This window comes from Sphaerisporangium viridialbum (assembly GCF_049674955.1).
GTDB classification, from domain to species: Bacteria; Actinomycetota; Actinomycetes; order Streptosporangiales; family Streptosporangiaceae; genus Sphaerisporangium; species Sphaerisporangium viridialbum.
Map to the genome: position 1 here is coordinate 4,337,588 of NZ_CP187232.1, position 25,353 is coordinate 4,362,940.

At 70.6% G+C, this 25,353-nt stretch carries 26 protein-coding genes; 14 read left to right on the forward strand and 12 right to left on the reverse strand.

What is annotated here, in order from left to right; all coding sequences use genetic code 11:
- Window positions 1–105 precede the first annotated feature (105 nt).
- Complete coding sequence (locus ACOZ38_RS19260) at window positions 106–429, forward strand: hypothetical protein (protein WP_424532358.1); 324 nt, start codon at window positions 106–108, stop codon at window positions 427–429.
- 12 nt (window positions 430–441) lie between these two features.
- Here the strand turns inward: ACOZ38_RS19260 and ACOZ38_RS19265 are convergent, their stop codons facing one another.
- Window positions 442–1,164: a FadR/GntR family transcriptional regulator gene (locus tag ACOZ38_RS19265; RefSeq protein ID WP_424532360.1), complete on the reverse strand. Its 723-nt coding sequence runs from the start codon at window positions 1,162–1,164 to the stop codon at window positions 442–444.
- Window positions 1,165–1,298: 134 nt separating this feature from the next.
- Between ACOZ38_RS19265 and ACOZ38_RS19270 the strand changes: the two genes are divergently transcribed.
- From ACOZ38_RS19270 to ACOZ38_RS19285, 4 genes are all read left to right on the forward strand, one after another.
- On the forward strand, window positions 1,299–1,940 hold the full coding sequence (locus tag ACOZ38_RS19270) for a gluconokinase (protein ID WP_424532362.1): 642 nt from the start codon (window positions 1,299–1,301) through the stop codon (window positions 1,938–1,940).
- Window position 1,941: 1 nt separating this feature from the next.
- Entirely contained in the window at window positions 1,942–3,330 is a 1,389-nt protein-coding gene (locus tag ACOZ38_RS19275) for a GntP family permease (protein WP_424532364.1), read from the forward strand.
- Window positions 3,331–3,460: 130 nt separating this feature from the next.
- Window positions 3,461–3,943, forward strand: coding sequence for a cation:proton antiporter regulatory subunit (locus ACOZ38_RS19280; RefSeq protein WP_424532366.1), 483 nt, complete (start codon window positions 3,461–3,463; stop codon window positions 3,941–3,943).
- 6 nt (window positions 3,944–3,949) lie between these two features.
- Window positions 3,950–5,107, forward strand: coding sequence for a cation:proton antiporter (locus ACOZ38_RS19285; protein ID WP_424532368.1), 1,158 nt, complete (start codon window positions 3,950–3,952; stop codon window positions 5,105–5,107).
- 35 nt (window positions 5,108–5,142) lie between these two features.
- Here the strand turns inward: ACOZ38_RS19285 and ACOZ38_RS19290 are convergent, their stop codons facing one another.
- The gene (locus tag ACOZ38_RS19290; protein ID WP_424532369.1) at window positions 5,143–6,198 is read right to left on the reverse strand and encodes an aldo/keto reductase; all 1,056 of its coding nucleotides are present in this window, start codon (window positions 6,196–6,198) and stop codon (window positions 5,143–5,145) included.
- Between the two features lie 170 nt (window positions 6,199–6,368).
- Between ACOZ38_RS19290 and ACOZ38_RS19295 the strand changes: the two genes are divergently transcribed.
- Window positions 6,369–6,926, forward strand: coding sequence for a ferritin-like domain-containing protein (locus ACOZ38_RS19295; RefSeq protein WP_424532371.1), 558 nt, complete (start codon window positions 6,369–6,371; stop codon window positions 6,924–6,926).
- Window positions 6,927–6,963: 37 nt separating this feature from the next.
- Here ACOZ38_RS19295 and ACOZ38_RS19300 read toward each other — a convergent pair whose 3' ends face one another.
- Together ACOZ38_RS19300 and ACOZ38_RS19305 are read right to left on the reverse strand one after the other, a co-directional pair.
- Complete coding sequence (locus ACOZ38_RS19300; protein ID WP_424532372.1) at window positions 6,964–9,279, reverse strand: phosphoketolase family protein; 2,316 nt, start codon at window positions 9,277–9,279, stop codon at window positions 6,964–6,966.
- Window positions 9,280–9,328: 49 nt separating this feature from the next.
- Complete coding sequence (locus tag ACOZ38_RS19305) at window positions 9,329–9,796, reverse strand: MarR family winged helix-turn-helix transcriptional regulator (RefSeq protein WP_405149277.1); 468 nt, start codon at window positions 9,794–9,796, stop codon at window positions 9,329–9,331.
- An 80-nt stretch (window positions 9,797–9,876) separates the two neighbouring features.
- Here ACOZ38_RS19305 and ACOZ38_RS19310 point away from each other — a divergent pair, with 80 nt between their 5' ends.
- The 4 genes from ACOZ38_RS19310 to ACOZ38_RS19325 all read left to right on the forward strand — a co-directional run bounded on the left by ACOZ38_RS19310 (window position 9,877) and on the right by ACOZ38_RS19325 (window position 12,889).
- Window positions 9,877–10,290: an organic hydroperoxide resistance protein gene (locus ACOZ38_RS19310; RefSeq protein WP_424532374.1), complete on the forward strand. Its 414-nt coding sequence runs from the start codon at window positions 9,877–9,879 to the stop codon at window positions 10,288–10,290.
- Window positions 10,291–10,373: 83 nt separating this feature from the next.
- Complete coding sequence (locus tag ACOZ38_RS19315) at window positions 10,374–11,303, forward strand: ABC transporter ATP-binding protein (RefSeq protein WP_405149274.1); 930 nt, start codon at window positions 10,374–10,376, stop codon at window positions 11,301–11,303.
- Window positions 11,303–12,085: an ABC transporter permease gene (locus ACOZ38_RS19320; RefSeq protein ID WP_424532376.1), complete on the forward strand. Its 783-nt coding sequence runs from the start codon at window positions 11,303–11,305 to the stop codon at window positions 12,083–12,085. The genes ACOZ38_RS19315 and ACOZ38_RS19320 overlap by 1 nt, the downstream gene beginning before the upstream one ends.
- 3 nt (window positions 12,086–12,088) lie before the next feature.
- A complete protein-coding gene (locus ACOZ38_RS19325; protein ID WP_424532377.1) occupies window positions 12,089–12,889 on the forward strand; it encodes an ABC transporter permease in 801 nt (266 codons plus the stop codon).
- Window positions 12,890–13,002: 113 nt separating this feature from the next.
- Here the strand turns inward: ACOZ38_RS19325 and ACOZ38_RS19330 are convergent, their stop codons facing one another.
- From ACOZ38_RS19330 to ACOZ38_RS19340, 3 genes are all read right to left on the reverse strand, one after another.
- Window positions 13,003–13,323, reverse strand: coding sequence for a DUF952 domain-containing protein (locus ACOZ38_RS19330; protein WP_424532379.1), 321 nt, complete (start codon window positions 13,321–13,323; stop codon window positions 13,003–13,005).
- Window positions 13,324–13,428: 105 nt separating this feature from the next.
- On the reverse strand, window positions 13,429–13,590 hold the full coding sequence (locus ACOZ38_RS19335; protein ID WP_424532381.1) for a hypothetical protein: 162 nt from the start codon (window positions 13,588–13,590) through the stop codon (window positions 13,429–13,431).
- Between the two features lie 48 nt (window positions 13,591–13,638).
- A complete protein-coding gene (locus ACOZ38_RS19340; RefSeq protein ID WP_424532382.1) occupies window positions 13,639–14,499 on the reverse strand; it encodes an SDR family NAD(P)-dependent oxidoreductase in 861 nt (286 codons plus the stop codon).
- A gap of 81 nt (window positions 14,500–14,580) precedes the next feature.
- Between ACOZ38_RS19340 and ACOZ38_RS19345 the strand changes: the two genes are divergently transcribed.
- Entirely contained in the window at window positions 14,581–15,195 is a 615-nt protein-coding gene (locus ACOZ38_RS19345) for a TetR family transcriptional regulator (RefSeq protein WP_424532384.1), read from the forward strand.
- 687 nt (window positions 15,196–15,882) lie between these two features.
- Here ACOZ38_RS19345 and ACOZ38_RS19350 read toward each other — a convergent pair.
- The 3 genes from ACOZ38_RS19350 to ACOZ38_RS19360 all read right to left on the reverse strand — a co-directional run bounded on the left by ACOZ38_RS19350 (window position 15,883) and on the right by ACOZ38_RS19360 (window position 18,050).
- Complete coding sequence (locus tag ACOZ38_RS19350; protein WP_424537043.1) at window positions 15,883–16,662, reverse strand: VOC family protein; 780 nt, start codon at window positions 16,660–16,662, stop codon at window positions 15,883–15,885.
- Between the two features lie 426 nt (window positions 16,663–17,088).
- Window positions 17,089–17,730, reverse strand: a complete 642-nt coding sequence (locus ACOZ38_RS19355) for a TetR/AcrR family transcriptional regulator (RefSeq protein WP_424532386.1) — start codon at window positions 17,728–17,730, stop codon at window positions 17,089–17,091.
- Window positions 17,727–18,050 (reverse strand): DMT family transporter, encoded by a 324-nt coding sequence (locus ACOZ38_RS19360; protein ID WP_424537044.1) that lies wholly within the window; start codon window positions 18,048–18,050, stop codon window positions 17,727–17,729. Before ACOZ38_RS19360 ends, ACOZ38_RS19355 begins: the two co-directional genes overlap by 4 nt.
- A 142-nt stretch (window positions 18,051–18,192) precedes the next feature.
- Between ACOZ38_RS19360 and ACOZ38_RS19365 the strand changes: the two genes are divergently transcribed.
- From ACOZ38_RS19365 to ACOZ38_RS19375, 3 genes are all read left to right on the forward strand, one after another.
- The gene (locus tag ACOZ38_RS19365) at window positions 18,193–19,179 is read left to right on the forward strand and encodes a radical SAM protein (protein ID WP_424532388.1); all 987 of its coding nucleotides are present in this window, start codon (window positions 18,193–18,195) and stop codon (window positions 19,177–19,179) included.
- A 571-nt stretch (window positions 19,180–19,750) separates the two neighbouring features.
- Window positions 19,751–21,367: an FAD-dependent oxidoreductase gene (locus ACOZ38_RS19370; RefSeq protein ID WP_424532389.1), complete on the forward strand. Its 1,617-nt coding sequence runs from the start codon at window positions 19,751–19,753 to the stop codon at window positions 21,365–21,367.
- A gap of 34 nt (window positions 21,368–21,401) precedes the next feature.
- Entirely contained in the window at window positions 21,402–22,619 is a 1,218-nt protein-coding gene (locus ACOZ38_RS19375; protein WP_424532391.1) for a cytochrome P450, read from the forward strand.
- A gap of 891 nt (window positions 22,620–23,510) precedes the next feature.
- On the opposite strand, the gene ACOZ38_RS19380 is transcribed toward ACOZ38_RS19375, so the two are convergent.
- On the reverse strand, window positions 23,511–24,134 hold the full coding sequence (locus ACOZ38_RS19380; protein WP_424532393.1) for a response regulator: 624 nt from the start codon (window positions 24,132–24,134) through the stop codon (window positions 23,511–23,513).
- Window positions 24,131–25,333 (reverse strand): sensor histidine kinase, encoded by a 1,203-nt coding sequence (locus tag ACOZ38_RS19385; RefSeq protein ID WP_424532395.1) that lies wholly within the window; start codon window positions 25,331–25,333, stop codon window positions 24,131–24,133. The genes ACOZ38_RS19380 and ACOZ38_RS19385 overlap by 4 nt, the downstream gene beginning before the upstream one ends.
- Between the last annotated feature and the right edge of the window lie 20 nt (window positions 25,334–25,353).

Sequence of the window (25,353 nt, forward strand, 5' to 3'; positions counted from 1 at the left end):
ATAGTGCGACATATCAGGATCTTCATTGCCATGGGATGGTGAATCTCCCGATGGCCTCCCGCGTGTCCCGGTACAGGTCCCGGGGCCAGGGGTACGGCTCGGAGCATGGATCGTTCAGAGGGCCACGGCCGCGAGCCCGGGGCCCCGCCACAGCACCGAGACCGCCTCCGCCGGGACGACCGGCTGCCCTCACCGGGCCCGGGCGGCACCGGCACGCGCCACTGGCCGCCGAACGCCCGGCTGATCGCCGCGTGCGCCGGTGTGCTCTTCTTCGTGACCCTGGCGGTCTACGGGGCGGTGCACCAGGTCTGGCCGCTGTTCTTCGCCTGCTGCGTGCTGACCGCGCTCACCTCGGCGTTCACGATCGTGGAGGCCGAGCGGTGGCGGCGGGGCGACGACGGCCCCAAGCCGGGCGACCTCCCGTTCTGACCCGACCGGCGGTCAGGGGGTCTTGGCGGACGGGGCGGCGAGCATCGCGCGGTTGGCCTCCTCGACGATGTCGCGCATGGCGCGCTCGGCGGCCTCGCCGTCGCCCGCCTGCACCGCCTGCGCCACCTCGGCGTGCCAGCGGATGGCCGCGGGCTCGGGGTGGGCGGGCATCAGGTCGTGGTGGGTGCGGCCAGCCAGCACCTCGGCGACCACGTCGGTGAGCGCCCCCAGCATCTCGTTGCCCGAGGCCGCAAGCAGGGTGCGGTGGAAGGCGATGTCGGCGGCCAGGTAGGCGTCAAGGTCGCCCGAGCGGCCGTGCACGGCCATCTGCATGACCGCGCCGGTGAGCGCGCCGCACTGCTCGGGGGTGGCGTGCCGGGCGGCCAGAGCGGCCGCCACCGGCTCGACACCGCGCCGCAGCTGCCCGAGTGAGGCCAGCAGCTCGTCGCGGTCGGCGCCGTCCAGCCGCCAGCGGATGATGCGGGGGTCGAAGAGGTTCCACTCCGGCCGCGGGGCGACGGTGACCCCGACGCGGCGGCGGCTGGTGACCAGGCCCATGGACTCAAGGACGCGGATGGCCTCGCGGATCACCGAGCGCGACACCCCGAAGCGGTCTTCGAGCTGCTCGATGCGCAGCACGTGACCGGGGGGGAACGCGCCGGAGGTGATCAGGGTGCCGAGCTCGTCGAGGACGCTGCCGTGCAGGCCCGCACTGGTCTGGTCTTTGGCTCCCACGGTCGCCAATCTTCCCACGGCGCGCGGCTTCGGTGTCCCTGCGGCCTGAAAGATATGATTAATTGGGCGTTACCTCTTGATTACGGATGATTATTCGTGACACCCTGTCGGGCAGTTCCACCCGAGAGGCGCCCATGAACCCCACCGATCCCCCGCCCCCGACTCCCCCGGCCGCGCCGCGTCAAACCTTCGCGGCGCCGCTGCTGGTCGTCATGGGGGTGACCGGCTCCGGCAAGACCACCGTCGGCGCGGCCCTGGCGCAGCGCCTGCGGGTGCCGTTCGCCGACGCCGACGACTTCCACAGCCAGGCCAACGTGGACAAGATGTCGGCGGGCGTCCCGCTGGACGACGCCGACCGGCTGCCGTGGCTGCGTTCGATCGGCGCCTGGCTGGCCGGCCACGTGGCCGGCGGGGGTGTGGTGAGCTGCTCGGCCCTCAAGCGCTCCTACCGCGACGTGCTGCGCGAAGCGGCGCCGGGGGTGGGCTTCGTCCACCTGCACGGCGACCAGGAGGTCGTGCGGCGGCGGGTGGCGGGCCGTCCCGGCCACTTCATGCCCGCCTCCCTGGTGGCCTCGCAGTTCCAGACGCTGGAGCCCCTGGAGGAAGACGAGCGCGGCGTGGTGCTGGACCTCGGCCGCACCGTGGACGAGCTGGTGGAGGACTACCTGGCCGCCGCGCCCCCGCCCAAGACTGCGCCCAAGACCCCGGCCGAGACCCTGCCCGAGACCCCGCCGCCCCCGGCGGGCCCCCGTCCCCTCGCGGGCGAAGGAGAGTGAGATGAGCAGTCAGGTGAGCACCGCGCTGTTCGCCCTGGCCGCGCCGGAGGCGGCGATCCCCACCGGGCGGCTGCTGCCCGCGGCGCTGATCGGCATCGCGCTGATCGTCTTGCTGATCACCCGGTTCAGGCTGCACCCCTTCCTCAGCCTGACGCTCGGCTCGCTGGCCGTGGGCGCCGTCGCGGGACTGCCGATGGCCGATGTGATCACGAGCTTCACCAACGGGTTCGGCAGCACGGCGGCGGGCGTGGGCACGCTGATCGCGCTCGGCGCGATGTTCGGCAAGCTGCTGGCCGACTCCGGCGGGGCCGACGAGATCGTGGACACCATCGTCGGCCGCTCCAGCCCCCGTTCCCTGCCGTGGGCGATGGCGGCGGTGGGCGCGCTGATCGGCCTGCCGATGTTCTTCGAGATCGGGCTCGTGCTGCTGATGCCGGTGATCTTCCTGGTGTCGCGCCGCTCGGGGCTGTCGCTGGTGCGGGTCGGCATCCCGGCGCTCGCCGGGCTGTCGGTCATGCACGGGCTGGTGCCCCCGCACCCGGGGCCGCTGGTGGCCATCGACGCGCTCAAGGCCGACCTCGGCATCACCCTGGGCCTGGGCGTGCTGATCGCGGTGCCGACGGTGGCGATCGCCGGCCCGCTGTTCGCCCGGTTCGCCGCCCGGTGGGTGGACGTCCCGGCGCCGGAGCTGTTCGACGCCAGGCGCGATGAGGACGACGTGCGGCGGCCCTCGTTCGGCGTCACCGTGGCCACCGTCCTGCTGCCGGTGGTGCTGATGATGGGCAAGGCGGTGGCCGACCTGTTCGCCGCCAAGGGCACCGTTGTCCGCTCGGCGCTGGACTTCCTCGGCACCCCGCTGGTGGCGCTGCTCATCGCGGTGCTGGTCGCGATCTTCACGCTGGGGCGCGGGGCGGGCATGGACCGCCGGGCGCTGGCCACCTCGCTGGAGCGGGCGCTGCCGCCGATCGCGGGCATCCTGCTGATCGTGGCGGCGGGCGGCGGGTTCAAGCAGACGCTGGTCGACACCGGCATCGGCAAGCTGGTGGCCGACTGGGTGCAGAGCAGCGGGCTTTCGGTGCTGCTGCTGGCCTGGCTGGTCGCGGTGCTCATCCGCCTGGCCACCGGGTCGGCCACGGTGGCCACCGTCACCGCCTCGGGGATCCTGGCCCCGCTGGTGACCACGCTGGACACCGGGCAGACCTCGCTGCTGGTGCTGGCCATCGGCGCGGGGTCGCTGTTCTTCTCCCACGTCAACGACGCGGGGTTCTGGCTGGTCAAGGAGTACTTCGGCCTGAGCGTGGGCCAGAACCTCAAGACCTGGTCGGCGATGGAGACGGTGATCTCGGTGGTCGGGCTGGTGCTGGTGCTCGCCCTGAGCCTGGTGGTGTGACCAACCGGCCGGGCAGGGGTTTCCTCTGTTCGCTTCATGCTAATCTCACTGGTCGTCCCGTATATGGGTACAAATCCCGTTGTCGGGCCAAGGCAATGACCGTCGTACAGCTGAATGGGGCGAGAGCTCGGTGGAGATCGAACAGACCGCGCTGCCGGGCATAGGGCTCAAACATGAGTTCACCACCCAGGCCGGCCGCAGGATCGCCGTGGTGTCCCACCGCGGAGGCCGGCGCGACCTTGTCATATACGACCGGCACGACCCCGACCGGGCGTGCGAGGCGGTCCAGCTGAACGACGAGGAGGCCGACGCGCTGGTCGAATTGCTCGGCGCGCCTCGCATCGTCCAGCGGCTCAACGCCCTGCACCGCGAGGTCGAGGGGCTGGTCAGCGTCCAGCTGCCGATCCTCGACGACTCCCCGTACGCGGGGCGGCCGATGGGGGACGCGCGCGTGCGCACCCGTACCGGCGCCTCCATCGTGGCGGTCGTGCGGGGCGGTCAGGTCCACGCCAGCCCCAACCCCGACTTCCCGCTCGCCAGCGGGGACGTGGTCGTGGTGGTGGGCAGCCCCGAGAGCACCTCCGCTGTCGCCGACATCCTGTCCCACGGATAAGCCGGCGTGCACACGGCAATACTTTTCATCGAACTCGGCGGTATCGTCCTCGCGCTCGGCGTGCTCGGAGCGCTGGCGCTGCGTGCCGGAATCTCCCCCATCCCTCTGTACCTGCTGGCCGGGCTCGCGTTCGGCCAGGGCGGCATCCTGCCCCTGGCGACCAGCGAGGACTTCATCGCGGTCGGCGCCGAACTCGGGGTCGTACTGCTGCTGCTGACCCTCGGCCTTGAGTACAACGCCGACGAACTGGTCACCAGCCTGCGCGGCAACGCCCGCGGCGGCCTGGTGGACCTGGTGCTCAACGCCGCCCCCGGGGCGGTCGCCGCCCTGGTGCTCGGCTGGGGCCCGGTCGCGGCCGTGGCCATGGCCGGAGTCACCTACGCGACCTCCTCCGGCATCACCGCCAAGGTGCTGTCCGACCTCGGGTGGATCGGCAACCGCGAGACCCCCGTGGTGCTGTCGCTGCTGGTCTTCGAAGACCTCACGATGGCGCTGTACCTGCCGATCCTCACCGCGATCCTGGCCGGCGTCAGCCTCATGGGCGGCGCGATCACCGTCGCGATCGCGCTGGCCACCGTCAGCGTGGTCCTGCTGGTCGCGCTGCGCTACGGCCGGTTCATCGAGGCGTTCGTGGCCAGCCCCAACTCCGAGGTGCTGCTGCTGAAGGTGATGGGCCTCGCACTGCTGGTGGCGGGCGTGGCCCAGCAGCTGCAGGTGTCGGCCGCGGTCGGCGCGTTCCTGGTCGGCATCGCCCTGTCGGGCGAGCTCGCCCACGAGGCCCGGGCGCTGCTGATCCCGCTGCGCGACCTGTTCGCCGCGGTGTTCTTCGTGTTCTTCGGGCTGCAGACCGACCCGGCGGCGATCTGGCCGATGGCCGGTACGGCCGCGCTGCTCGCCCTGATCAGCATGATCACCAAGCTGGCCACCGGCGTCTACGCCGCCCGCCGCGCGGGCATCGCCAAGGCCGGGCAGGCCCGGGCCGGCATCGCGCTGATCCCGCGTGGCGAGTTCAACATCGTCATCGCCGGGCTCGCCGTGGCGGCCGGGGCGCACCCGGACCTCGGGCCGCTGGCCGCGGGGTACGTGCTGATCCTGGCGGCGTTCGGGCCGCTCGCGGCCCGGCTGCTGCAGCCGCTCATCACGGCCGTCGCCCGCCGGGCCTGACCCCTGCGCACACCCGGTGACCGGGGCGCGCCCGCCTAGCCGGCGGCGCGCTCGGGCACCGGGCGCCGCCGCTGGGCGGGATCGGTCAGCGCCGGCGGGCGCCAGGCCCCGTCGGGGTTGTACACATCGGTGCCGGGCGGCACGATCTCGTCGATCAGGTCGAGCGTCGCGTCGTCCAGGGTGAGCGAGGCGCCCTTCAGCAGGTCCTCCAGTTGCTCCATCGTCCGCGGCCCGACGATCACCGAGGTGACGGCCGGATGCGCGGCCGCGAACGCCACCGCCAGCTCGGGCAGCGAGCGGCCGATGCCCTCGGCCACCTCCACCAGCCGCTCGACCACCTCCAGCTTGGCGGCGTTGCGCGGGATGGAGGGGTCGAAGCGGGCCGGGGTGAGCGCGGCGCGGCCGGTGGACAGATCGACGGGCCGGCCCTTGCGGTACTTGCCGGTCAGGAAGCCCGAGGCCAGCGGGCTCCAGGTCAGCACCCCCATCCCGTAGCGCCGGCACACCGGCAGCACCGAGGACTCCACCCCCCGGGCGAGCAGCGAATAGGGGGGTTGCTCGGTCCTGAAGCGCGGCAGGCCGCGGCGCTCGGCGACGTGGTGGGACTCGGCGATCTCCTCGGCCGGGAAGGTCGAGCAGCCGAAGGCGCGGATCTTCCCCTGGCGCGTCAGGTCACCCAGGGCCGACAGCGTCTCCTCGATGTCGGTGGTGTGGTCGGGGCGGTGGACCTGGTAGAGGTCGATCCAGTCGGTGCGCAGGCGCCGCAGGCTCTCCTCGACCTCCTTGACGATCCAGCGCCGGGAGTTGCCGCCTCGGTTGGGTCCCTCGCCCATCGGGAAGTGCACCTTGGTGGCCAGCACGACGTCGTCGCGGCGGCCCTGGAGCGCCTTGCCCACGATCTGCTCGGACTCCCCCGCCGAGTACATGTCGGCGGTGTCGACGAAGTTGATCCCCTGGTCGAGGGCGGCGTGGATGATGCGGGCGCACTCGTCGTGGTCGGGGTTGCCGACGGCGCCGAACATCATGGTCCCGAGGCAGTGGACGCTCACCTCGATGCCGGTGCCGCCGAGGACGCGGTAGCGCATGGTCATGCTCCCTTGCTGGTCGTCGCGGGCGCCGCCCGGCCCGGCCTTTCTGGGGCGGCCGGGGCCCGGCGGCGGCTCGTACCCTAGGAGCTGGACTCGGCTCCAGGTCAAGCCGGTCCCCGGGTAATCGGACACCGCACCGCATTTCCGGCGTTCGGCGTGGGTACACCGACCACATGGCCGAGTTTCTGACGGATATCCAGGCCTTGCGGGATCGCGCGCGGGCGGAGATCGACAAGGGCCCCGTGACGGCGGCGTACGGCGCCGACCTGCCACGGGTCATCCAGGTGTGCAACGAGGCCCTGGCGACCGAGATCGTCTGCGTCCTGCGGTACAAACGGCACTACTACACCGCCACGGGCATCCACGCGGAGCCGGTGGCCAAGGAGTTCCTGGAGCACGCCGCCGACGAGCAGCGGCACGCCGACATGCTGGCCGACCGCATCTCCCAGCTGGGCGGGGATCCCGACTTCGACCCGGCCAGGCTGAGCACCCGGGCGCACACGCAGTACGACGGGAGCCTGAACCTCGTCGAGATGATCAAAGAGGACCTGGTCGCCGAGCGCGTCGCCATCGCCTCCTACACCGAGATCGCCCAGTGGATCGGCGACGGCGACCCCACCACGCGCCGGGTGTTCGAGGAACTGCTGGCCGACGAGGAGGACCACGCCGACGACCTGGCCAACCTGCTGGACCGGCTCCCGTCGCAGATCGGCGGGCGCGGCAGCTCCTGAGCCCTTCCCACCCGGCGGGAAGGGCTCGGCGGCTCCCCTAGTGGGGCCAGGTCCAGTCGCGGATCTCCGGGGCGTCCTCGCCGTGCTCGCGGGTGTAGGCGCGGGCGCGCTCCCGGGCGTCGGTCATCTCCTGCCGCAGGTGGGCGCACCGCTGCCCGAGCCCCGGCACGCGGTCGATGACGTCCATCACCAGGTGGAACCGGTCGATGTCGTTCATCATCGCCATGTCGAACGGCGTGGTGGTGGTGCCCTCCTCCTTGTACCCGCGCACGTGCAGGTTGTCGTGGCCGGTGCGCCGGTAGGTGAGGCGGTGGATCAGCCACGGGTAGCCGTGGAAGTTGAAGATGACGGGCTTGCCGGTGGTGAACAGGGCGTCGTAGGCGGCGTCGGGCAGCCCGTGGGGGTGCTCGGTGGAGGGCTGCAGCCGCATGAGGTCGACGACGTTGACCACCCGCACCTTCAGGTCGGGCAGGTGGCGGCGCAGCAGGTCGGCGGCGGCCAGGGTCTCCAGGGTCGGCACGTCGCCGGCGCAGGCCAGCACCACGTCGGGTTCGCCTCCCTCATCGGTGCAGGCCCACGGCAGGATGCCGAGCCCCCGGGCGCAGTGCGCCACCGCCTCCTCCATCGTCATCAGGTCGAGCACCGGCTGCTTGCCCGCGACCACGACGTTGACGTAGTCCCGCGAGCGCAGGCAGTGGTCGGCCACCGACAGCAGCGTGTTGGTGTCCGGCGGCAGGTACACCCGCACCACGGTGGCCTTCTTGTTGACCACCACGTCCAGGAAGCCGGGGTCCTGGTGGCTGAACCCGTTGTGGTCCTGGCGCCACACGTGCGAGCTCAGCAGGTAGTTGAGCGAGGCGACCGGGCGCCGCCACGGGATGTGCCTGCAGGCCTCCAGCCACTTGGCGTGCTGGTTGAACATCGAGTCGACGACGTGGATGAACGCCTCGTAGGAGTTGAACAGCCCGTGGCGCCCGGTGAGCAGGTAGCCCTCAAGCCAGCCCTGGCACAGGTGCTCGCTGAGCACCTCCATCACCCGGCCGTCGGGGGCGAGGTTCTCGTCGGTCGGCAGCCGCTCGGCCATCCACGCCCGGTCGGTGACCTCGAACACCGCCGACAGCCGGTTGGAGTCGGTCTCGTCGGGTCCGAGCAGCCGGAAGTTGACCGGGTTGGCGGCGATGACGTCACGCAGGAACCCGCCGAGCACCCGGGTCGGCTCGGTGGTGGCGGTGGCCGGCGCCTTGACCTCGGTCGCGTAGTCGCGGAAGTCGGGCAGCACCAGCGGCTTGAGCAGCTCGCCGCCGTTGGCGTGCGGGTTGGCGCTCATCCGGCGCGGCCCTTGTGGCACCAGGGCGTCGATCTGCCCGGACGGGGCGCCGTCCCGGTCGAAGAGCTCCTCGGGCCGGTAGGAGCGCATCCACTCCTCAAGGGCCACCAGGTGGTCGGGGTCGTCGCGCACCCCGGTCAGCGGCACCTGGTGGGCGCGCCAGGTGCCCTCCACCGGGTGGCCGTCGACCTCCTTGGGCCCGGTCCACCCCTTGGGCGTACGGAGGATGATCATGGGCCAGCGGTCGTCGGACCCGGCCTTGACCTCGGCGATCTGGTCGAACACCGTGTCCAGGGTCTCGGCCATCAGCCGGTGGGTCCGCGCCGGGTCGTCACCGGCGACCACGTGCGGCCGGTAGCCGTACCCCTCCATGAGCTTGAGCAGCTCCGGCTCGGGGATCCGCGCCAGCACCGCCGGGTTGGCGATCTTGTACCCGTTGAGGTGCAGGATGGGCAGGACCGCGCCGTCCCTGGCCGGGTTGAGAAACTTGTTGGAGTGCCAGCTGGTGGCCAGGGCGGCGGTCTCCGCCTCGCCGTCCCCGATGACGCAGGAGACCACCAGGCCGGGGTTGTCGAACGCGGCGCCGTAGGCGTGGGCCAGTGAGTAGCCGAGCTCGCCGCCCTCGTTGATCGACCCCGGGGTCTCGGGGGCGGCGTGGCTCGGGATGCCGCCCGGGAAGGAGAACTGGCGGAACAGGTGCGCCATCCCCGTCTCGTCCCGCGAGACGTAGGGGTAGATCTCCGAGTAGGTGCCCTCGAGCCAGGCGTTCGCGACCGTGGCGGGGCCGCCGTGCCCGGGCCCGGCGATGTAGATCATGTCCAGGTCGCGCTGTTCGATCACCCGGTTGAGGTGGGCGAAGCAGAAGTTCAGGCCCGGCGTGGTGCCCCAGTGCCCGAGCAGGCGCGGTTTGATGTGCTCGGGCCGTAGCGGCTCCCGCAGCAACGGGTTGCCGAGCAGGTAGATCTGGCCGACCGACAGGTAGTTGGCCGCGCGCCAGTAGGCGTCGATTCGCTCCAGCTCATTCATGTCTATGAGGCTTCCCGCCTGGCGGGGGATATGCCAGAGACCTTGGTCCTCAGCTCGGCTGGGACGCTCCCTCGGCCGCGGTGTCCAGGGCGGCGGTGACCCGGCCGAGGACGCGGCGCAGGTGGCGCAGCTCACCCTCGTCCAGGCCCGTGGCGGCGAACACCCGGGCGGGCACCTGCGCGGCGCGCCGGCGCAGCGCCGTCCCCTGCGGGGTCAGCCGTACGCGCACCGACCGCTCGTCGCCGCCGTCGCGCTCGCGGCGCACCAGGCCCGCCGCCTCGAGCCGCTTGAGCAGGGGCGACAGGGTGCCGGAGTCCAGCCGCAGGGCCGCGCCGAGCTCCTTGACGGCCGGCGGGTCCCCAGGGCGCCTTTCCCACAGCACCAGCATCACCAGGTACTGGGGGTAGGTGAGGCCGAGCTCGCGCAGCTCGCGGCGGTACAGGCCGTCCATGGCGCGCGAGGTGGCGTGCAGGGCGAAGCAGACCTGGTTGTCCAGCCGCAGCGACTCGTCCTCCATACCCGTATCCTACAACTTGACTGCACACAATTGAATTGTGCACAATCAATACGTCGTCTTCCACGAAAGAAGGACCCCTGATGAGCGCGCTGTACACCGCGATCGCCACCGCGTCGGGCCGGGAGGGCCGCGCTGTCTCCTCCGACGGGCTGCTGGACGTCACGCTCGCCCCGCCCGCCTCCCTGGGTGGCAGCGGCCAGGGCACCAACCCCGAGCAGCTGTTCGCCGCCGGATACGCCGCCTGCTTCGCCAGCGCGCTCGGCCTGGTCGCCCGCCGGATGAGGCACGATGTGTCCAACGCCTCGGTCACCGCCGAGGTGAGCCTGGTGCCCGGCGAGGGCGGCGCCTTCGGGCTCGCGGTGACCCTGCGGGTCGAGCTGCCCGACGAGCTGCAGGGCGAGCCGGGCCGGGCGCTGGTCGATGCCGCCCACCAGGTGTGCCCCTACTCCAACGCCACCCGGGGCAACATTCCGGTCGAGCTGGTCGTCGAGTGACACCGGGCTCGCCTCCCCCGCACGGCGCGGCGGGCGAAAACCTGTTGCGAGAATGTCGGTGAAGTTCGTTAGGGTTCTGCTCCGTGTCTGAGCAACCTCTGATCCATGCGCGTGGCCTGGTGAAACGCTTCGGCGACTTCACCGCGGTCGACGGCATCGACATCGACGTGGCCCCCGGCGAGGCGTTCGGCTTCCTCGGCCCCAACGGCGCCGGCAAGTCCTCAACGATGCGCATGATCAGCTGCGTGTCGCTGCCCACGGCCGGTGAGCTGCGCATCCTCGGCATGGACCCCGTGCACCAGGGCGTCCAGATCCGCGGGCGGCTCGGCGTCTGCCCGCAGCTGGACAACCTCGACCCCGACCTCACAGTCCGGGAGAACCTCACCACCTACGCCCGCTACTTCGGCATCCCCCGGCCCGAGGCCCGCCGCAGGGCCGACGAGCTGCTCGACTTCGTGCAGCTCGCCGACCGCGCCGGCAGCAGCGTCGAGCCACTGTCGGGGGGCATGAAACGCCGGCTCACCATCGCCAGGGCCATGGTGAACGACCCCGACATCGTCCTGCTCGACGAGCCCACCACCGGCCTCGACCCGCAGGCCCGCCACCTGCTGTGGGAGCGGCTGTTCCAGCTCAAGCGGCGCGGCACCACGCTGGTGCTCACCACCCACTACATGGACGAGGCCGAGCAGCTGTGCGACCGGCTGGTGGTCATGGACGGCGGGCGCATCGTCGCCGAGGGGTCGCCCCGATCGCTCATCGCCACCTACTCCACCCCCGAGGTGGTCGAGCTGCGCTTCGGCGACGAGCGCCCCGCCGAGCTGGCGGACAAGCTCGCCGGCATCGGCGAGCGCATCGACCCGCTGCCCGACCGCCTGCTGGTGTACGCCGCGGACGGCGACGCGGCCACCGCCGAGGTCCACCGGCGCGGGCTCACCCCCTCCAGCGTGCTCGTGCGCCGCTCCACCCTTGAGGATGTCTTCCTGCACCTCACCGGCCGCACCCTGGTCGACTGATGGCCGCCCTCACCACCCAGGTCTCGGCGCGCTCGACGCTGGCGGTGCTCGAGCGGGCCCTCACGCTGTACCGCCGGCTGTGGCGGGCCTCGGCGTTCTCCTCCTTCGTCCTGCCGGTGCTGTTCCTGGTGAGCATCGGCGTCGGGGTCGGCGGCCACGTCGGGCTCATCGGCGGGGTCGACTACCTGTCGTGGATCGTCCCGGGCGTGATGGCCTCCACGGCGTTCCAGATGGCGGTCGGCGAGTGCACCTATCCGGTGCTCGGCGACTTCAAGTGGGTGCGGGCCTACCACGCCATGCGCGCCACCCCCGTCGAGCCCGGCGACATGGTGTCCGGCTGGCTGCTGTACATCCTGCTCCGCGTCGAGATCTCCGTGGTGGTGTTCCTTGGGATCACCGCCCTGTTCGGCGCGCTGCACTCACCGTGGGCCCTGGTCACGCCGCTGGTCTGCGGGCTGGTGGCGCTCGCCGCGGCGGCGCCGACGATGGCCTTCGCCGCCACCATCCAACACGACAGCTACTTCGCGCTGCTGTTCCGGTTCGTCCTGATCCCCTCCACCCTGTTCGCCGGGGTGTTCTTCCCGGTCGAGCAGCTCCCCGTGGCCGTCCGGCCGCTGGCCTACCTGTCGCCGCTGTGGCACGGGGTCGAGCTCGACCGGGCCGCGACACTGGGCACCGCTCCCCCGTGGCCGATCGCCGCGCACCTGGCCTACCTGGTGGTGTTCGCCGCCGCCGGGGCGGCCTTGGCCGTCCGCGCATTCCGCAAGCGACTTCAGGACTGACACATGGTGACCACGATGCTCGCCACCCGGATCTCCCCCCGCCGGGTCGGCGCGGTGATCAACCGCAACCTGGGGGCGCTGCGCTCGGGCCCGTCCTACTGGCTGGTGCTGGTGTCGGGCCTGCTCGAGCCGCTGCTGTACCTGCTGTCCATCGGCGTCGGGGTGGGCGCCCTGGTCGGCGACCTGCAGGTCGGCGGGCGCACCCTGCCGTACGCCACGTTCGTGGCCCCGGCGATGCTGGCGGTGGCCGCGATGTCCGGCGCCCTGGCCGAAACCACCTACAACTTTTTTTTCAAGATGAAGTACATGAAGACGTTCGACGCGATTCTGGCCACGCCGGTGCGGCCGTTCGAGATCGCGCTCGGCGAGCTGGGCTGGGCCATGTTGCGCGGCTCCCTGTACACCGGGGTCTTCGTGATCGTCATGGTCGTCCTCGGCCTGGCCGCACCGCTGTGGGCGCTGGCGGCGTTCCCCGCCACGATGCTGGTCGGGCTGGCGTTCGGGTCACTCGGCATGGCGGTCAGCACGCTGATGCGCGGCTGGCAGGACTTCGACCTGATGTCCACCGGCCAGTTCGCGCTGTTCCTGTTCTCCGGCACCTTCTCACCGGTCGGCGACTACCCGGTGGCGATGCAGGTCCTCATCCAGGTCACCCCGCTCTACCAGGCGGTCGAGCTGGTGCGCGGCCTGGCCATCGGCGACCCCGGCTGGGGCCTGCTCGTGCACGCCGCCTACCTTCTGGCGATGGTCGCCGGCGGCCTGCTGTTCGCCGCGCGGCGGCTGCAGCGGGTGCTGTGCGTGTGATGTGACCTCAGCCGCAGCGGGTGACCTGACCTCGAAGCAGCGCTTGAGATGTCAAGCTCACGAGCGGGCGGCCAGGCCCGTCCCTTGGGCGGCGGCGCCCGGCCGGTCGCGGGTCAGCGGGCGAAGGGGGACACCGAGACGACCGCCTCCACCGGCAGCGGGCCGTAGATGTGCGGGAACGCCTCCTCGGCGCCCGGCGGCACCTCCAAGAGCACCGGGCAGCCCAGACGGCCCTGGTCGACGGTCAGCACGACCAGCGGCTCGGTGACCTCGGTGTAGTACCGCTCGGCGACCCCGCGCAACTGGTCGAGGTCGGCGCACGCGTGGATGAACCCCTCCTCCGCGAGGGTGCGTCCCAAGGTGGACACGCGGTACTCGCCGGCCCGCGCGGCCTCGGCCCAGTCGCCGGCCAGCGCCAGATGAAGAATCGTCACCGTCCCCAGCGTAGATCAGCCCCGGGCCCCCGGCACAACGGCTTGGAGTGCCATCCCTTCCGCAAACTGTTTCGTCGCCGTCGCCCTGGTGGCGGCGCTGCTGGGTCATCTGGTGGCCGGCCCGCTCCCGGCGGCGCCCGAGGTGACCGCCGCGCCACCGCGGCAGGCGCCCGCCATGGCGCTCGGCCCCGAACAGCGCGTCATGTTCGTCACCTCCGCCTGGTCGGCGCGCAGGCTCCTGGTCGCCGCATGCCTGGCCGCGGTCACCGTGCTGACGGTGTTCAACGGCCACGAAGGGCGCCCTCGCCGTGCCCGTCACGCCGATGCGGGCAGTCGCCCCGCGAGGAGCTCCTCGGAGCGTTCCCACAGCCTGCGGGCGAGATCGACGTCGACAGCCTGCGGGTTCTTCGGCTCCACGTCCTTGCGCTTGTAGTAGTAGGCCCCTGACCGCCAGTCCCTCCCCGGTGTGCCTTCGGCGAGCCACACGATCTGGTCCGCACCCTGCTCGGGCGTGGACAGCAGAATGTTCCGGATCACCGGTTTGGTGCCGAAGAAACGGACGGTACGCATGATCGGGCTAGTGGTGTCGGAGGCGAAGTTCGTCACGACGTTGCCCGGGTAGAAGCAGGCCGTCGAGAGGCCGTCGGCGTGGTGGCGCCGGTGGAGTTCCGTCGTGAACAGGATGTTCTCCAGCTTCGACGCGCCGTACGCGTGGACCGGGTCGTAGTTGCGGTCATGGTCGAGGTCGTCCAGGTGGATCTCTTTGGCGAACCGCACCGTGCTGGAGGTCTGGAGCACCGACGCCCGCGAGGCGATGAGCGTGTCTAGGAGCAGCCGCGTGAGCAGGAACGGCGCGAGATGGTTGACCTGGAACGTCTTCTCGAAGCCGTCCACGGTCTTCGTCCGGGTGCCGAACACCCCGCCGGCGTTGTTGGCGAGCACGTCGATCCGCGGGTACGCGGCGCGGAGTCCAGCGGCGAGCCGCTCGACGTCGTCGAGGCGGGTGAAGTCGGCGACGAAGCTGTCGGCCCTGAGTTCCGCGGCGACGACGCGGGTCTTCTCGGCGGAGCGGCCCACGACGACGACGGAATGCCCGTCCGCGTGCAGCCTCCGCGCCGCGGCTGCCCCGATGCCGTCGCTCGCGCCCGTGACGACGATCACCTTGTTATCACTCATCGCTCATCACTCTCTCTATCGAGGTACTCAATCTCATTCGTGGGACACAGTACCACCATTGACTTGTAGTACCGTGGGGAGATGATCCTGAACCGGACTGCGCGCGGCGCACGAGAGCGAGCACGCCAGGCCATGCGTGCCGAGGTGGCCGCGACCGTCCAGGATCTGGTCCTCGAACACGGCTACGAAGAGACGACGGTCGACGACATCTGCACGGCCGCCGAGATCTCCCGCAGCACGTTCTTCCGGTACTTCCACTCCAAGGAAGAGGCCCTCTTCGGCCCGGCGGCCGACGCCGGCGAGTACCTGCGGGACGCGCTCACCGCCCGCCCGTCCGACGAAGCACCCTGGGCCGCCATGCGGCGCGCACTCAATCCGCTGATCGACCAGTACGAGGGCCACGACGGGCGCACCCGGCGCCTCACCCGCCTGATCATGAACACACCGGCGCTGGCGGCATGGCACCGCGAGAAGAACGCCCGCTGGCACGAACTCCTCCGCCCCGAGATAGCCCGCCGCCTCGGAGCCGACCCGGCCGACACCACCGACCCGCGCGCCGACGCCGTGATCGCCGCGGCCCTGGGCTGCGTCGAGGCCGCTCTGACCGCGTGGACCGCCAGCGATCAGCCGCGAGCGCTGTCGGAGATCCTGGACCGCGCGATGGGGGTGGCGTTCGCCCTGGAGCAACCGGAGTAACCGGAGTAAGAGGTGGATGTAGGTCATGGTCGACCCGGTGTGGCGGTGGCGGCCGTCGAACGTCGCGATGGCGTGCAGTTCCCAGCCCGTCCTGGCCAGGTCGGTCAGGTAGAGGTGCCGGGTGGTGTGGATGGAGAAGCGCGACAGGTCAGCGGCCAGCGCAACGTGGCGGACAGTCCCTGGACGCGCAGCTGGACTCCCCCGCCAAAGCCGGGCTCACCGGTATCTTCTCGGAGGCCGCACCCGTTGCTGGGCGGTGAGGTCTTGGTCGTCGGTGGAGCAGTGGGCGTAGCCGATCAGGGGCTCGGGCATGGCCGGGAGTGTACGTTCAGCCCCCGGCAATCGGGATTTTCACCGTACGGGGCATCTGCAACGCCGCAGGTCGCGGCGCCGGCGGTCTGCGGGTCTCGGCGTCTGGTGTACGCAAGGGGCTCGGCTATCGGGAAACACGGCCTGACCCTCCGAGCGTTCGGACTGCGGCAGATCCGGACGGTCTTGACGATTTCAGAAACGTGAGTGAGCTGAACGGGCTTGGCCACGAGTCACGCCGGCGGTTCTTCGGTTGCGACCGTCGTGTCGGCCCTTGCCAACTGCTACTGGGCAGCGTGAGTCACGAACCGCGGCGACGCCGGCATCACATCGTGCCGCGGGGTGGATTGGAGGCGCGTCACCCCGGGTCTGGTCACGCTATCGGGGGGTCAACACACAGAACTCATTGCCATCGGGATCGGCCATCACCACCTGACTGACCTCGCCCTGGCCGATGTCGATTCGAGTCGCTCCGAGGGAGATGAGACGGTCGACCTCCGCTTGCTGATCACCGTGCGTAGGTGGGGCGAGGTCGAAGTGAAGTCTGTTCTTCCCGGTCTTCGGCGCCACTGGCGGACCGCCCCACGTGATCTTCGGACCGCCGTGCGGCGAGCGGATCGCGGTCTCCTGGTCCTGGTCCCAGACCAACGGCCAGCCCAGCGCTTCGCTCCAGAAGTACCCGACCTCCTGCGAACCGTCGGACGCGAGCGCGCCGATGAATCCGCAGTCAGCGAGGAATTTGTTGTCCGGCCCGATGACGCAGAACTCGTTGCCTTCGGGGTCGGCGAGCACCACATGATCCTCCTCCGGGCGTTGCCCGATGTCGATGTGCCGCGCACCGAGTTCGAGCGACCTCGCCACCGTCTGCCGCTGGTCCTCGAGGGACGTGCTCGTCAGATCGAAGTGCATCTGGTTCTGGCCGGTCTTCTTCTCCTGGGACGGAAGACATCGGATCCGGAACCCGGTGTCATCGCTCGGCAGGAGCGTGATGCCATCGCGGGGGTCGTCGGCCATCTCCCAGTCCAGGACTCCGGCCCAGAAGCGCGCGAGACGGAGCGGGTCGTTCGCATCGAAGCAGAGCGCGACGAGCTGAGAAGTCATCCCGCATCTCCAATCTGCTGACTCACAGGCGCAGACAGGGCAGGTCCTCCTGCGCATGACGGAGCCCAACGCTAGCCCGCTCGAGGACTGCGACGCCAACGCATTTGGGTCAGAGGGCGACGTTTCCGGCGCACGAACCGCGATCAGGACAGTGGACGATTGACTCAGGCGCCTTCGACGCCGTCAACGGCGACGCCGAAGTTCCCCTGCGGCTCATCATGGCCAAGACCCGGCACAAGAACCCCGCACCACCATGCGCTACAGCCGGCGCGTAGATCGCGGCACAGGGACACATTCCTGAGCGGCCCGCCGTGCACCCGTGAACAGAAGGCACCGGCGATGTCGTCCGCCATGAACGAGGACTGCTTGACCTGACGCGGCCTAAAGTCCGGGGATTCAGCCGCTGCACCCCCGACCTGAAGCTGAAGGCCGGAGCACTGCGGACGAATCGGGTAGCGCCTTGGGCGAGAGCGGCCGTACCGGTTACTCCGCGCCGGGGAGGGCGCGCAGGGTGCGGGCGAGGAGCGCGTGGGCTTCGTGGGTGGCCTCGGGGCGGCCCTCGACGAGGTACTCCATCCACAGCCCGGCCAGCAGCACGCCGACCGTCCGGGCCGCGTGCCGCCCGGACGGGTACCCCGCGCGGCGCAGCGTCTCGGCGACGACCGTGTCGCAGCCGTCGGTCCAGTCGCGGGCGATCGCCTGCAACGCCGGGTCGCGGCCGGCCTGCAGGTACAGCTCCCACAGGCCGAGCTGGCGCAGCCGGTCGCCTTCCGGGCCGGCCTGCGGTCCCATCGCCGCCGCCAGCGCGGCGGCCAGGTCCTCAGGAGTGGGCCGGCCCGCGGCCGTGGCGGCCTCGGCACGGGCGCGCATGCCGTCCAGCTCGCCGGCGACCAGCATGGCGAAGGCCTCGGCCACCAGTTCGTCGCGGGAGGTGAAGTAGTAGGTCGTCGCGGCCAGCGGGAGACCGGCCCGCGCGGCGACCGCCCGGTGGGTGACGGCGGTGAAACCGCCCTGCTCCAGCAGGCCCGTCGCCGCCGCCAGCAGAGCGGCGCGACGCCGCCGTCCGCGTTCCTGCGCCGGCCGGGTCGCCTGCGGGGACTCGGAAGCGGTCCTGGGGGAGGTCAATGCGTGCCCGCCAGGTTGAGCAGCACGACACCGCCGATGATCAGCAGGATCCCGGCGACCTTGACCAGGCTCATCGCCTCGCCGAGGAACAGCGCCCCGATCACGGCGATGGCCGCGGTCCCGGCCCCGGCCCACACGGCGTACGCGACGCCGACCTCCATCTGGAGCTTCAGGGCGCGGGCCAGCAGGACGAACGAGGCGAGGTAGCCGATCATCACCACGACCGTCCAGCCCTTGTTGGCGAAGCCGTCACTCAGCTTGAGCGCCGAGGTCGCGAGCACCTCGGAAGCGATCGCGCCGACAAGCAGCAACCACGGCATGAACGGGCCCCCCATCATCACGACCGGCGGCACAGACCGGTACACACGTACCACTTTAGCCGCCCGCGGATCGGCCGGCTTCCCGTCCGAGCGTGGCGAGATCGCTTGCCACGGGTATCGAATGCGTGTTCCACTGTTGGTCATGCGTTTCGACGCCCTTCCCCTTGTCGAGAACACCCCCGCGGCGCGGCCGAAGATAGAGCGGCAGGCGGTCCGCCGGGCATCTGGTGACACGACCTTCTACGAGGTGCGGGCGCGCACGATCATCGACCGGGTGCCCGCGGCCATCGGGCTCGGCGTCCCCTGGGCGGTCAGTCCCTACCGGGGATGCGCCCACGCCTGCCTCTACTGCGCGGCCCGCCGCTCCCACCGCTACCTCGGGCTGGACGGCGAGCGCGACTTCGGCTCGGCCATCGTGGTCAAGACCGACGCCGCCAGGCGGCTGCGGATCGAGCTGGCCTCCCCCCGCTGGGCGGGCGAGGCGGTGGGCATCGGGCTGAGCGGCGACTGCTACCAGGAGGCCGAGCGGACCTACCGGCTGATGCCCGGCATCGTGGCCGCGCTGCGCGACGCCGGCAACCCCTTCCGGGTGATGACCAAGAGCGCGCTGATCCTTCGTGACGCCGAGCTGCTCGCCGAGGCGGCCGAGGTGGCCGAGGTCGAGGCCCGGGTCTCCATCGGCTTCGTCGACGACCGGCTGCGCCGCGCGGTGGAGCCAGGGGCGCCGAGCGCGCAGAAGCGCCTGGAGCTGTGCGCCGAGCTCGGCGAGCGCGGGGTGCCGTGCGGGGTGCTGATGGGCCCCATCCTGCCGTGCCTGACCGATTCCGAGGACCAGCTGCGGGCGGTGGTGCGGCGCGTCGCCGAGGCCGGCGCCGTGAGCCTGACGCCGATGGTGCTGCAACTGCCCGCCGGGGCCCGCGAGTGGTACCTGCGGTGGCTGGCCGAGGAGCATCCACGTCTGGTGCCGCGCTACGAGGAGCTGTACGGGCGCGAGCCGCTGGCCGCCGAGGACTACCGCCGGCGGGTGGTCGGGCGGGTGGCCGAGCTGGCCCGCCTGTACGGCATCGGGGCCCGGCGCGCGCCGTGGCGAGCGCGCCGTTCGGCCGACCGCCAGCTCGCCCTGCTGTGACCGCCCCGGCCGTGCGAGCCCACCCCTAGGGGTGCGGCGCCGTTTACGGCGGCGCCGTTTGCGCCGGATCGGCCGCGGATGGACGCGGTGATCGCCGGTGTGCGGCGGTTGATCCCGGTCGGGGGCGCGGGCCTGCGATCGGCTCGGTGTGGCGGTGGGGTGCCGTTAAGAAACGTGCGATGAGCCGCCAAACCGCGTCTGAGCTGGGATTTCTGTCAGACGGTCTTGCTGATGTGATCCAAGCGGTGACCGCCTGCTTGCCGAGGTCGCTGATGCCGAGGTTGCGGATGCGCTCACCGAACTGTGGGGCAAGTGCGCGCCGGCGACCTGGAACCGCAACCGGGCGGCGATCGGCTCCTGGCTGACCTGGTGCCCAGACCAAGAAACGCTGGCCCGCTTGTTCCGTACCGACGGATTGTGAGCGCCGGAACCGGCGACGGTGGAGGTCGGCCTGGCCGCGAAAATACCCAATCCATGCTCTTCCTCGTTTATCGCCGAGAAGGAGCACGGGTAAGGGGGTGTCAGATCGGCCTGTCGGCGTATCCCGGGCCCAGATCGGCGGGGGGTGGCTGTGAGAGTTGTCGTTGATCTCACGCGCTGTCAGGGCTACGGGCAGTGCGTCTTCCTGGCGCCGGACGTCTTCACGATGCACGGCCAGGAAGCGCTCATGTACGACACCGACCCTGACGAGGCCCAGCGCGAGCACGTCCTGCAAGCCGCCGCGGCCTGTCCTGTCCAAGCGCTCCACGTCGACAGGATGGTCACCCAGCACAGGACCGTGGACCCCGAGCTGTCCCACCCGACCAGTGACGGCGAGGGGGAGTTCAAGCGCAACGGCCACATCGTCATCGTCGGCGCCTCCCTCGCCGGTGGCCGGGCCGCCGGCGTCCTGCGCAGGGACGGCTTCAAGGGCACGATCACTCTCATCGGGGACGAGAAGTACCAGCCTTACGACCGGCCGCCGCTGTCCAAGCAGGTGCTGACAGGCATGGTCGACGCCGAGCACACCATGCTTCCCCACCTGCGCGAGATCGACGTCGAATGGCTGGCGGGAACGCCCGCGACAGGGTTGGACATCGCCGCCAAGCAGGTGAGCCTCGCCGACGGCCGGCGGATCGGGTTCGACAAGGTGCTGATCGCGACCGGCGCGCGCGCCAGGCCGTGGCCGAAGGAGGCGGAGGCGGAGCTCGACGGCGTGTACGTGCTGCGCACGCTCGACCAGGCGGACCGGATGCGCAAGCGGCTGGCCGCCGGCGTCAACAGGGCGCTGGTCGTCGGGGCGGGATTCACCGGCTCGGAGGTGGCGTCGGTCTGCCGCGGCCTGGGCCTGGAGGTGACCGTCGTTGAGGCAGGGCCCGCCCCGCTGGTCGGCGCGCTCGGTAAGGTGATCGGCGACATCGCTGCGACCATGCAGCGCGCCGCGGGCGTGGACCTGCGCTGCGGGGTCACGGTCACCGCGTTGGAAGGAGACGCGCAAGGGCGGCTGTCCGGCGCGCGGCTGTCCGACGGCAGCAGGGTCGAGGCCGACATGGCCGTGGTCGCGCTCGGCGCGATCCGCAACGTCGAATGGCTGGAAGGCTCGGGCCTCGCGGCAGGACCCTGGGGGGTGGCCACCGATGCGGGCTGCCGCGCCGTCGACGTCAACGGCCTGGTCACCGACGACATCTTCGTGGCGGGCGACGTGGCGCGTTTCCCGCATCCGGTCTACCACTACCAGTTCATGTCGCTGGAGCACTGGGGCAACGCCGTCGCTCAGGCCGAGATCGCCGCCCACAACATGCTTAGCGACCAGGCCCACCGCTGGCCGCACCTGTCGCTGCCGGTCTTCTGGTCCAACCAGTTCAACGTCAACATCAAGTCGGTCGGCGTGCCCGGCATCGCCGACGAGGTCGTGATCGCGCAGGGCTCGGTGAAGGAGCGCCGGTTCGTCGCCGTCTACGGCTACCAGGGAAGGATCATCGCCGCGGTCACCTTCGACCAGGCGATGTGGCTGGACTTCTACCGGGACCTTGTCGAGCGGGCCACACCGTTCCCGCCCGACTACCGCATGGTCGGCAGGCCCGACGAACTGCGGCCCGTTCCCGCCGAAGTCCCGCAGCGCATGGCTCCCGCCGCGGGGGCCACCGTGGTGGTGACCGGTCACGACCCGGCCGAACGCCGCGTCTCTCTCCTACGTCATCGGCAGTAGGACCCTCGAACGACCAGACAGGGGAGGCACCTTCGTGGAGCCGGCAAGCATCTACGAGCAGATCCACCAGTTCGCCAACCGGGCGGACCCTTACCCGCTGTACGCCGAGCTCCGCAAGACCCCCGTGGTGCGTCTGGAGGACGGCAGCTACGTCGTCAGCACCTACGAGGAGATCGTCGCGCTGCTGCACGACCCGCGCGTCAGCTCTGACAGGCGGAAGCTGGCCCACCCGCCGCCCGCCGAACCGCTGCCACCCTCCTTCATCGGCATCGACCCGCCTGAGCACGACCGGCTCAGGCAGCTGACGATGCGGCACTTCGGGCCGCCCCACTCCCCACGTGTGGTGGAGAGCATGCGCGGACAACTGCACGAGATCGTCAAAGACCTGATCGACGGCATCGCCGGCAGGACGCAGGCCGACATCGTCGAGGACATCGCCTACCCCTTCCCCGTCACGGTCATCTGCCACCTGCTCGGCGTGCCACGCGAGGACGAGCCCAAGTTCCACACGTGGGCCGAGGAGATCGCCGAGACCCTCGGCCCCGGCGAGGGCGACCAGGACGAGCGAGCCCGGCGCCGCGCGGCCGCCGTGCTCTCGCTGGCGACCTACCTGGGGGAGCTCGCCCAGGCCCGCCGCCAGAACCCGGGCCACGACGTGCTGTCACAACTGGTGACCTACGAAGGCCCCGACGGAGCGCTGTCGGAGGTGGAGGTGGTCACCACCGCCAGGATGCTGCTGGTCGCCGGGCACGAGACAACGGTCAACCTCATCACGAACGGCACGCTCACCCTCCTGCGCAACCCCGGGCTGATCGAACGGATCCGCAACGAGCCTGACCTGATCATCCATACCATCGAGGAGCTGCTGCGTTTCGAGCCGCCCGTGCACTTCCTGCCTCAGCGCGTCGCCCTCGACGACATCACGATCGCGGGCGTCACCATTCCCAAGGGGGCGAACATCATCGTGGCACTCGCGTCGGGCAGCCGCGACCCCGCGCACGTCCACGATCCCGATCGGTTCGACCCCGACCGTCCCTACATCCAGCACCTCGGGTTCGGCGGGGGAATCCACCACTGCTTCGGCGCGCCGCTGGCCCGCTTGGAGGCCCAGATCGCGCTGCACGAGCTGGCGAAGCGGCTGGTGAACCCGCGCCTGGTCACCGACCCGCCGCCCTACCGCCCGAGCTCGACACTGCGCGGGCCGCGTCACCTCCTCGTCGAGTACGACCAGGTCCTGCCGTACCAACCCTGAGGCCTTTGGCCGCCCCCGTTAAGAAGCGCGTCACCAGCCCCAAACGGCCGAAAAGACGCAGGTCTGCGGTTTGCATCTGAGAGTCATGGCAGTCCTTGGGAGTCGATTCCTCTACGGAAGACACCTTGCCTGACCTGCGGAGACGTTGCTGTTTGGGGCTGATGACGCGTTTCTTAACGGCACCTCTACAAGAACCATAGATGCCCCCATCGATTCGGGTTCGATGTGATCCGCACCGGTCCCCCTTGTCCCAGCTGCCGACCCTCCCAGCTTGGTGAAAGAGGAGTCCCAGCCGACGCCACCGGAGGCAGACGGTAAGGAGCGCAACGGAGCCTTGCGGGGACTGCCAGCGTGTCGGCCTGGCTGGGCCAGTCCCGAACTACGACCACCTGCATGTTGTCGAACCCGGGATGCTTCCCCGGCCGCGCCGGCGGGATGACTGAATCATCGTCCGGGGTTGGGTCGTGGGCTTGGGCGGCGGAATCCCGCAGTCGTGGGTCTTCTTCGAGAACTTGGAGCCTGCGGTGGTCTTCGGCCGAGCAAGGCGGATGTCGGGCTTCGATGTCTCCACCTACGGGGTGTACGAGGCGGTCCGGCAGGCCCGCTTTGTTGAGCGCCTGGGCCGCGACGTTCACACCCTTCTGGTCGACTTCGAGGCTGACGCACGTGACCACCGGACCGAACGACCCATCCTGGAGTTTCTTAGTGCTGGGCCTTCTTGCGGTGGCGGATGCTGGCAGGAACGCCGAGGTAGTTGCAGCCCGCCCCGGGGCACCGCTCCCAATAGCCGCTCTCGACCGCAGCCTCGCGGACGCCTTTATCGGGCCCGAACCCGTGGTGTGCAATGAGCCGGGCGATGGAATCTCTTCGGGGCTGGCGCGTGGCCTCAGCTCACGGAGGGCGGATGAGGCCCCTCTTCGAGGCTGCAGCGACGGCGGCGGTGCGGGAGTCCACGCCGAGTTTGGTGTAGATGCGCACCAGGTGGGTCTTGACCGTGGTCTCGCTGAGGAACATCGCCTTGCTGATCTGCCGGTTGGACAGGCCCGCCGCGACATGGCCGAGAACCTCCAGTTCGCGGGGGGAGAGCGTGGTGTCGGGGGTGCGGACTCGGCCCAGCAGGCGTGAAGCGACGCTCGGTGTCAGTGCGCTGGCTCCGGTAGCGGCCGAGCGGATGGCGGCGTGCAGGTCGTCCGATGGGGCGTCTTTGAGCAGGTAGCCCGTCGCGCCGGCCTCGATGGCGGCCACGATGTCGGCGTCGGTGTCGAAGGTGGTCAGTACCAGGACCCGGGGACCGTTCAGCGCGACGATCTGCCGTGTCGCCTGGCTGCCGTGCATGCCCGGCCCCAGTTGGAGATCCATCAGCACGACGTCGGGGGCGAGCGTGCGGGCGAGCTCGACGCCTTCTTCTCCGGTGGCGGCCTCGCCGATCAGCTCGAAGTCGGGCTGCCCGGTGAGCATCGCGCGGATGCCGGAGCGGACGACGGGGTGATCGTCGACCAGGATGAGCCGGATCATGCCGCCTCCCCGCGTGGCAGAGGCAGGGTGGCCACGACGGCCGTGCCGTCCCCGGGAGACGACTCCACGGTCAGGGTGCCCCCGAGGGCGCTCACGCGCTCGCGCATGGCCCGCAGGCCGTACCCGGTCCCCGTCGCCTGTCCGACGGGATTGCTCACATCGAAGCCGCGGCCGTCGTCGTAGACATCCAGCATGACCATGTCGTCCAGGTAGGTGAGGGTCACTCCGGCATGTTCGGCTCCGGCGTGGCGGCTGACGTTGCCCAGCGCGCCCTGGGCGACGCGCAGCAGCGTGACGTCGTAGTCGGCGGGCAGCGGGAGTGGGGCGCCCGAGACCTCGAAGCGCACCGTGGTGCAGGTGCCGGCCACGGCCGTGTCGCTGATCCTGCGCAGCGCCGCGACCAGGGAGGAATGTTGAAGGGCAGGCGGGGCCAGGGCTCGCACGAAGTTGCGCGCCTCCTCCAGGTTCTCCTTGGCCGCCGCCTCCGCTTCGACGATGCGGCGCTCGGCCTTGCCCGGATCATCGGCGAGGTCGCGGCGGGCGGCGCGCAGGAGCAGGATGATGCTGGACATGCCCTGTGCCAGGGTGTCGTGGATCTCGCGGGCCAGGCGTTCGCGTTCGGCCAGCCGGGCGGCGTCGCTCTCCACCTCAACCAGCTTGCCGCGAGTGCGGACCAGGTCGTCGATGAGCAGGCGGCGTTCCTCGCTCTCGGCGTAGAGCGCCTTGTAGACCATCGCCATGAGCGTTGCTACGGCGGCGCCGATCGTCGGTCCGATGACCTGTGCGGGAGTCAACCCTCCCTCGTGCCAGGCGGCGGCCAGGATGGCCGCGACGGTCAGCAGCGCCACGCCCGGCAACGCGACCGCCAGCGGCAAAAGGTGGAGGTAGGCGAAGAAGAGCGGGAAGGCCAGCCAGACGAACTGCGGCGAGGCAACGGCCAGCGCCGCCCACCCGAGCGTGATCACGACCAGCCACAGCCGTCCCAGCCGCAGGTGCGTCTGCCCGCCGAAGTGCGGCAACCGCCCCTCGAGGAAGATCCCGGCCGCGTACAGGACGCCGAGCAGCGTACCCCCGATCACCGGCAGGGCCTGGCCCTGCCGGGCAGCGCCAGCTACCGCGATCACCAGGAGAATCGCGAAGGTGCCGTGGATGGCCCACCGAAGCAGCCGCAGAGCGGGCGGGAACAGATAGTCAGACATGTCTCACTCAGCGTATGCAA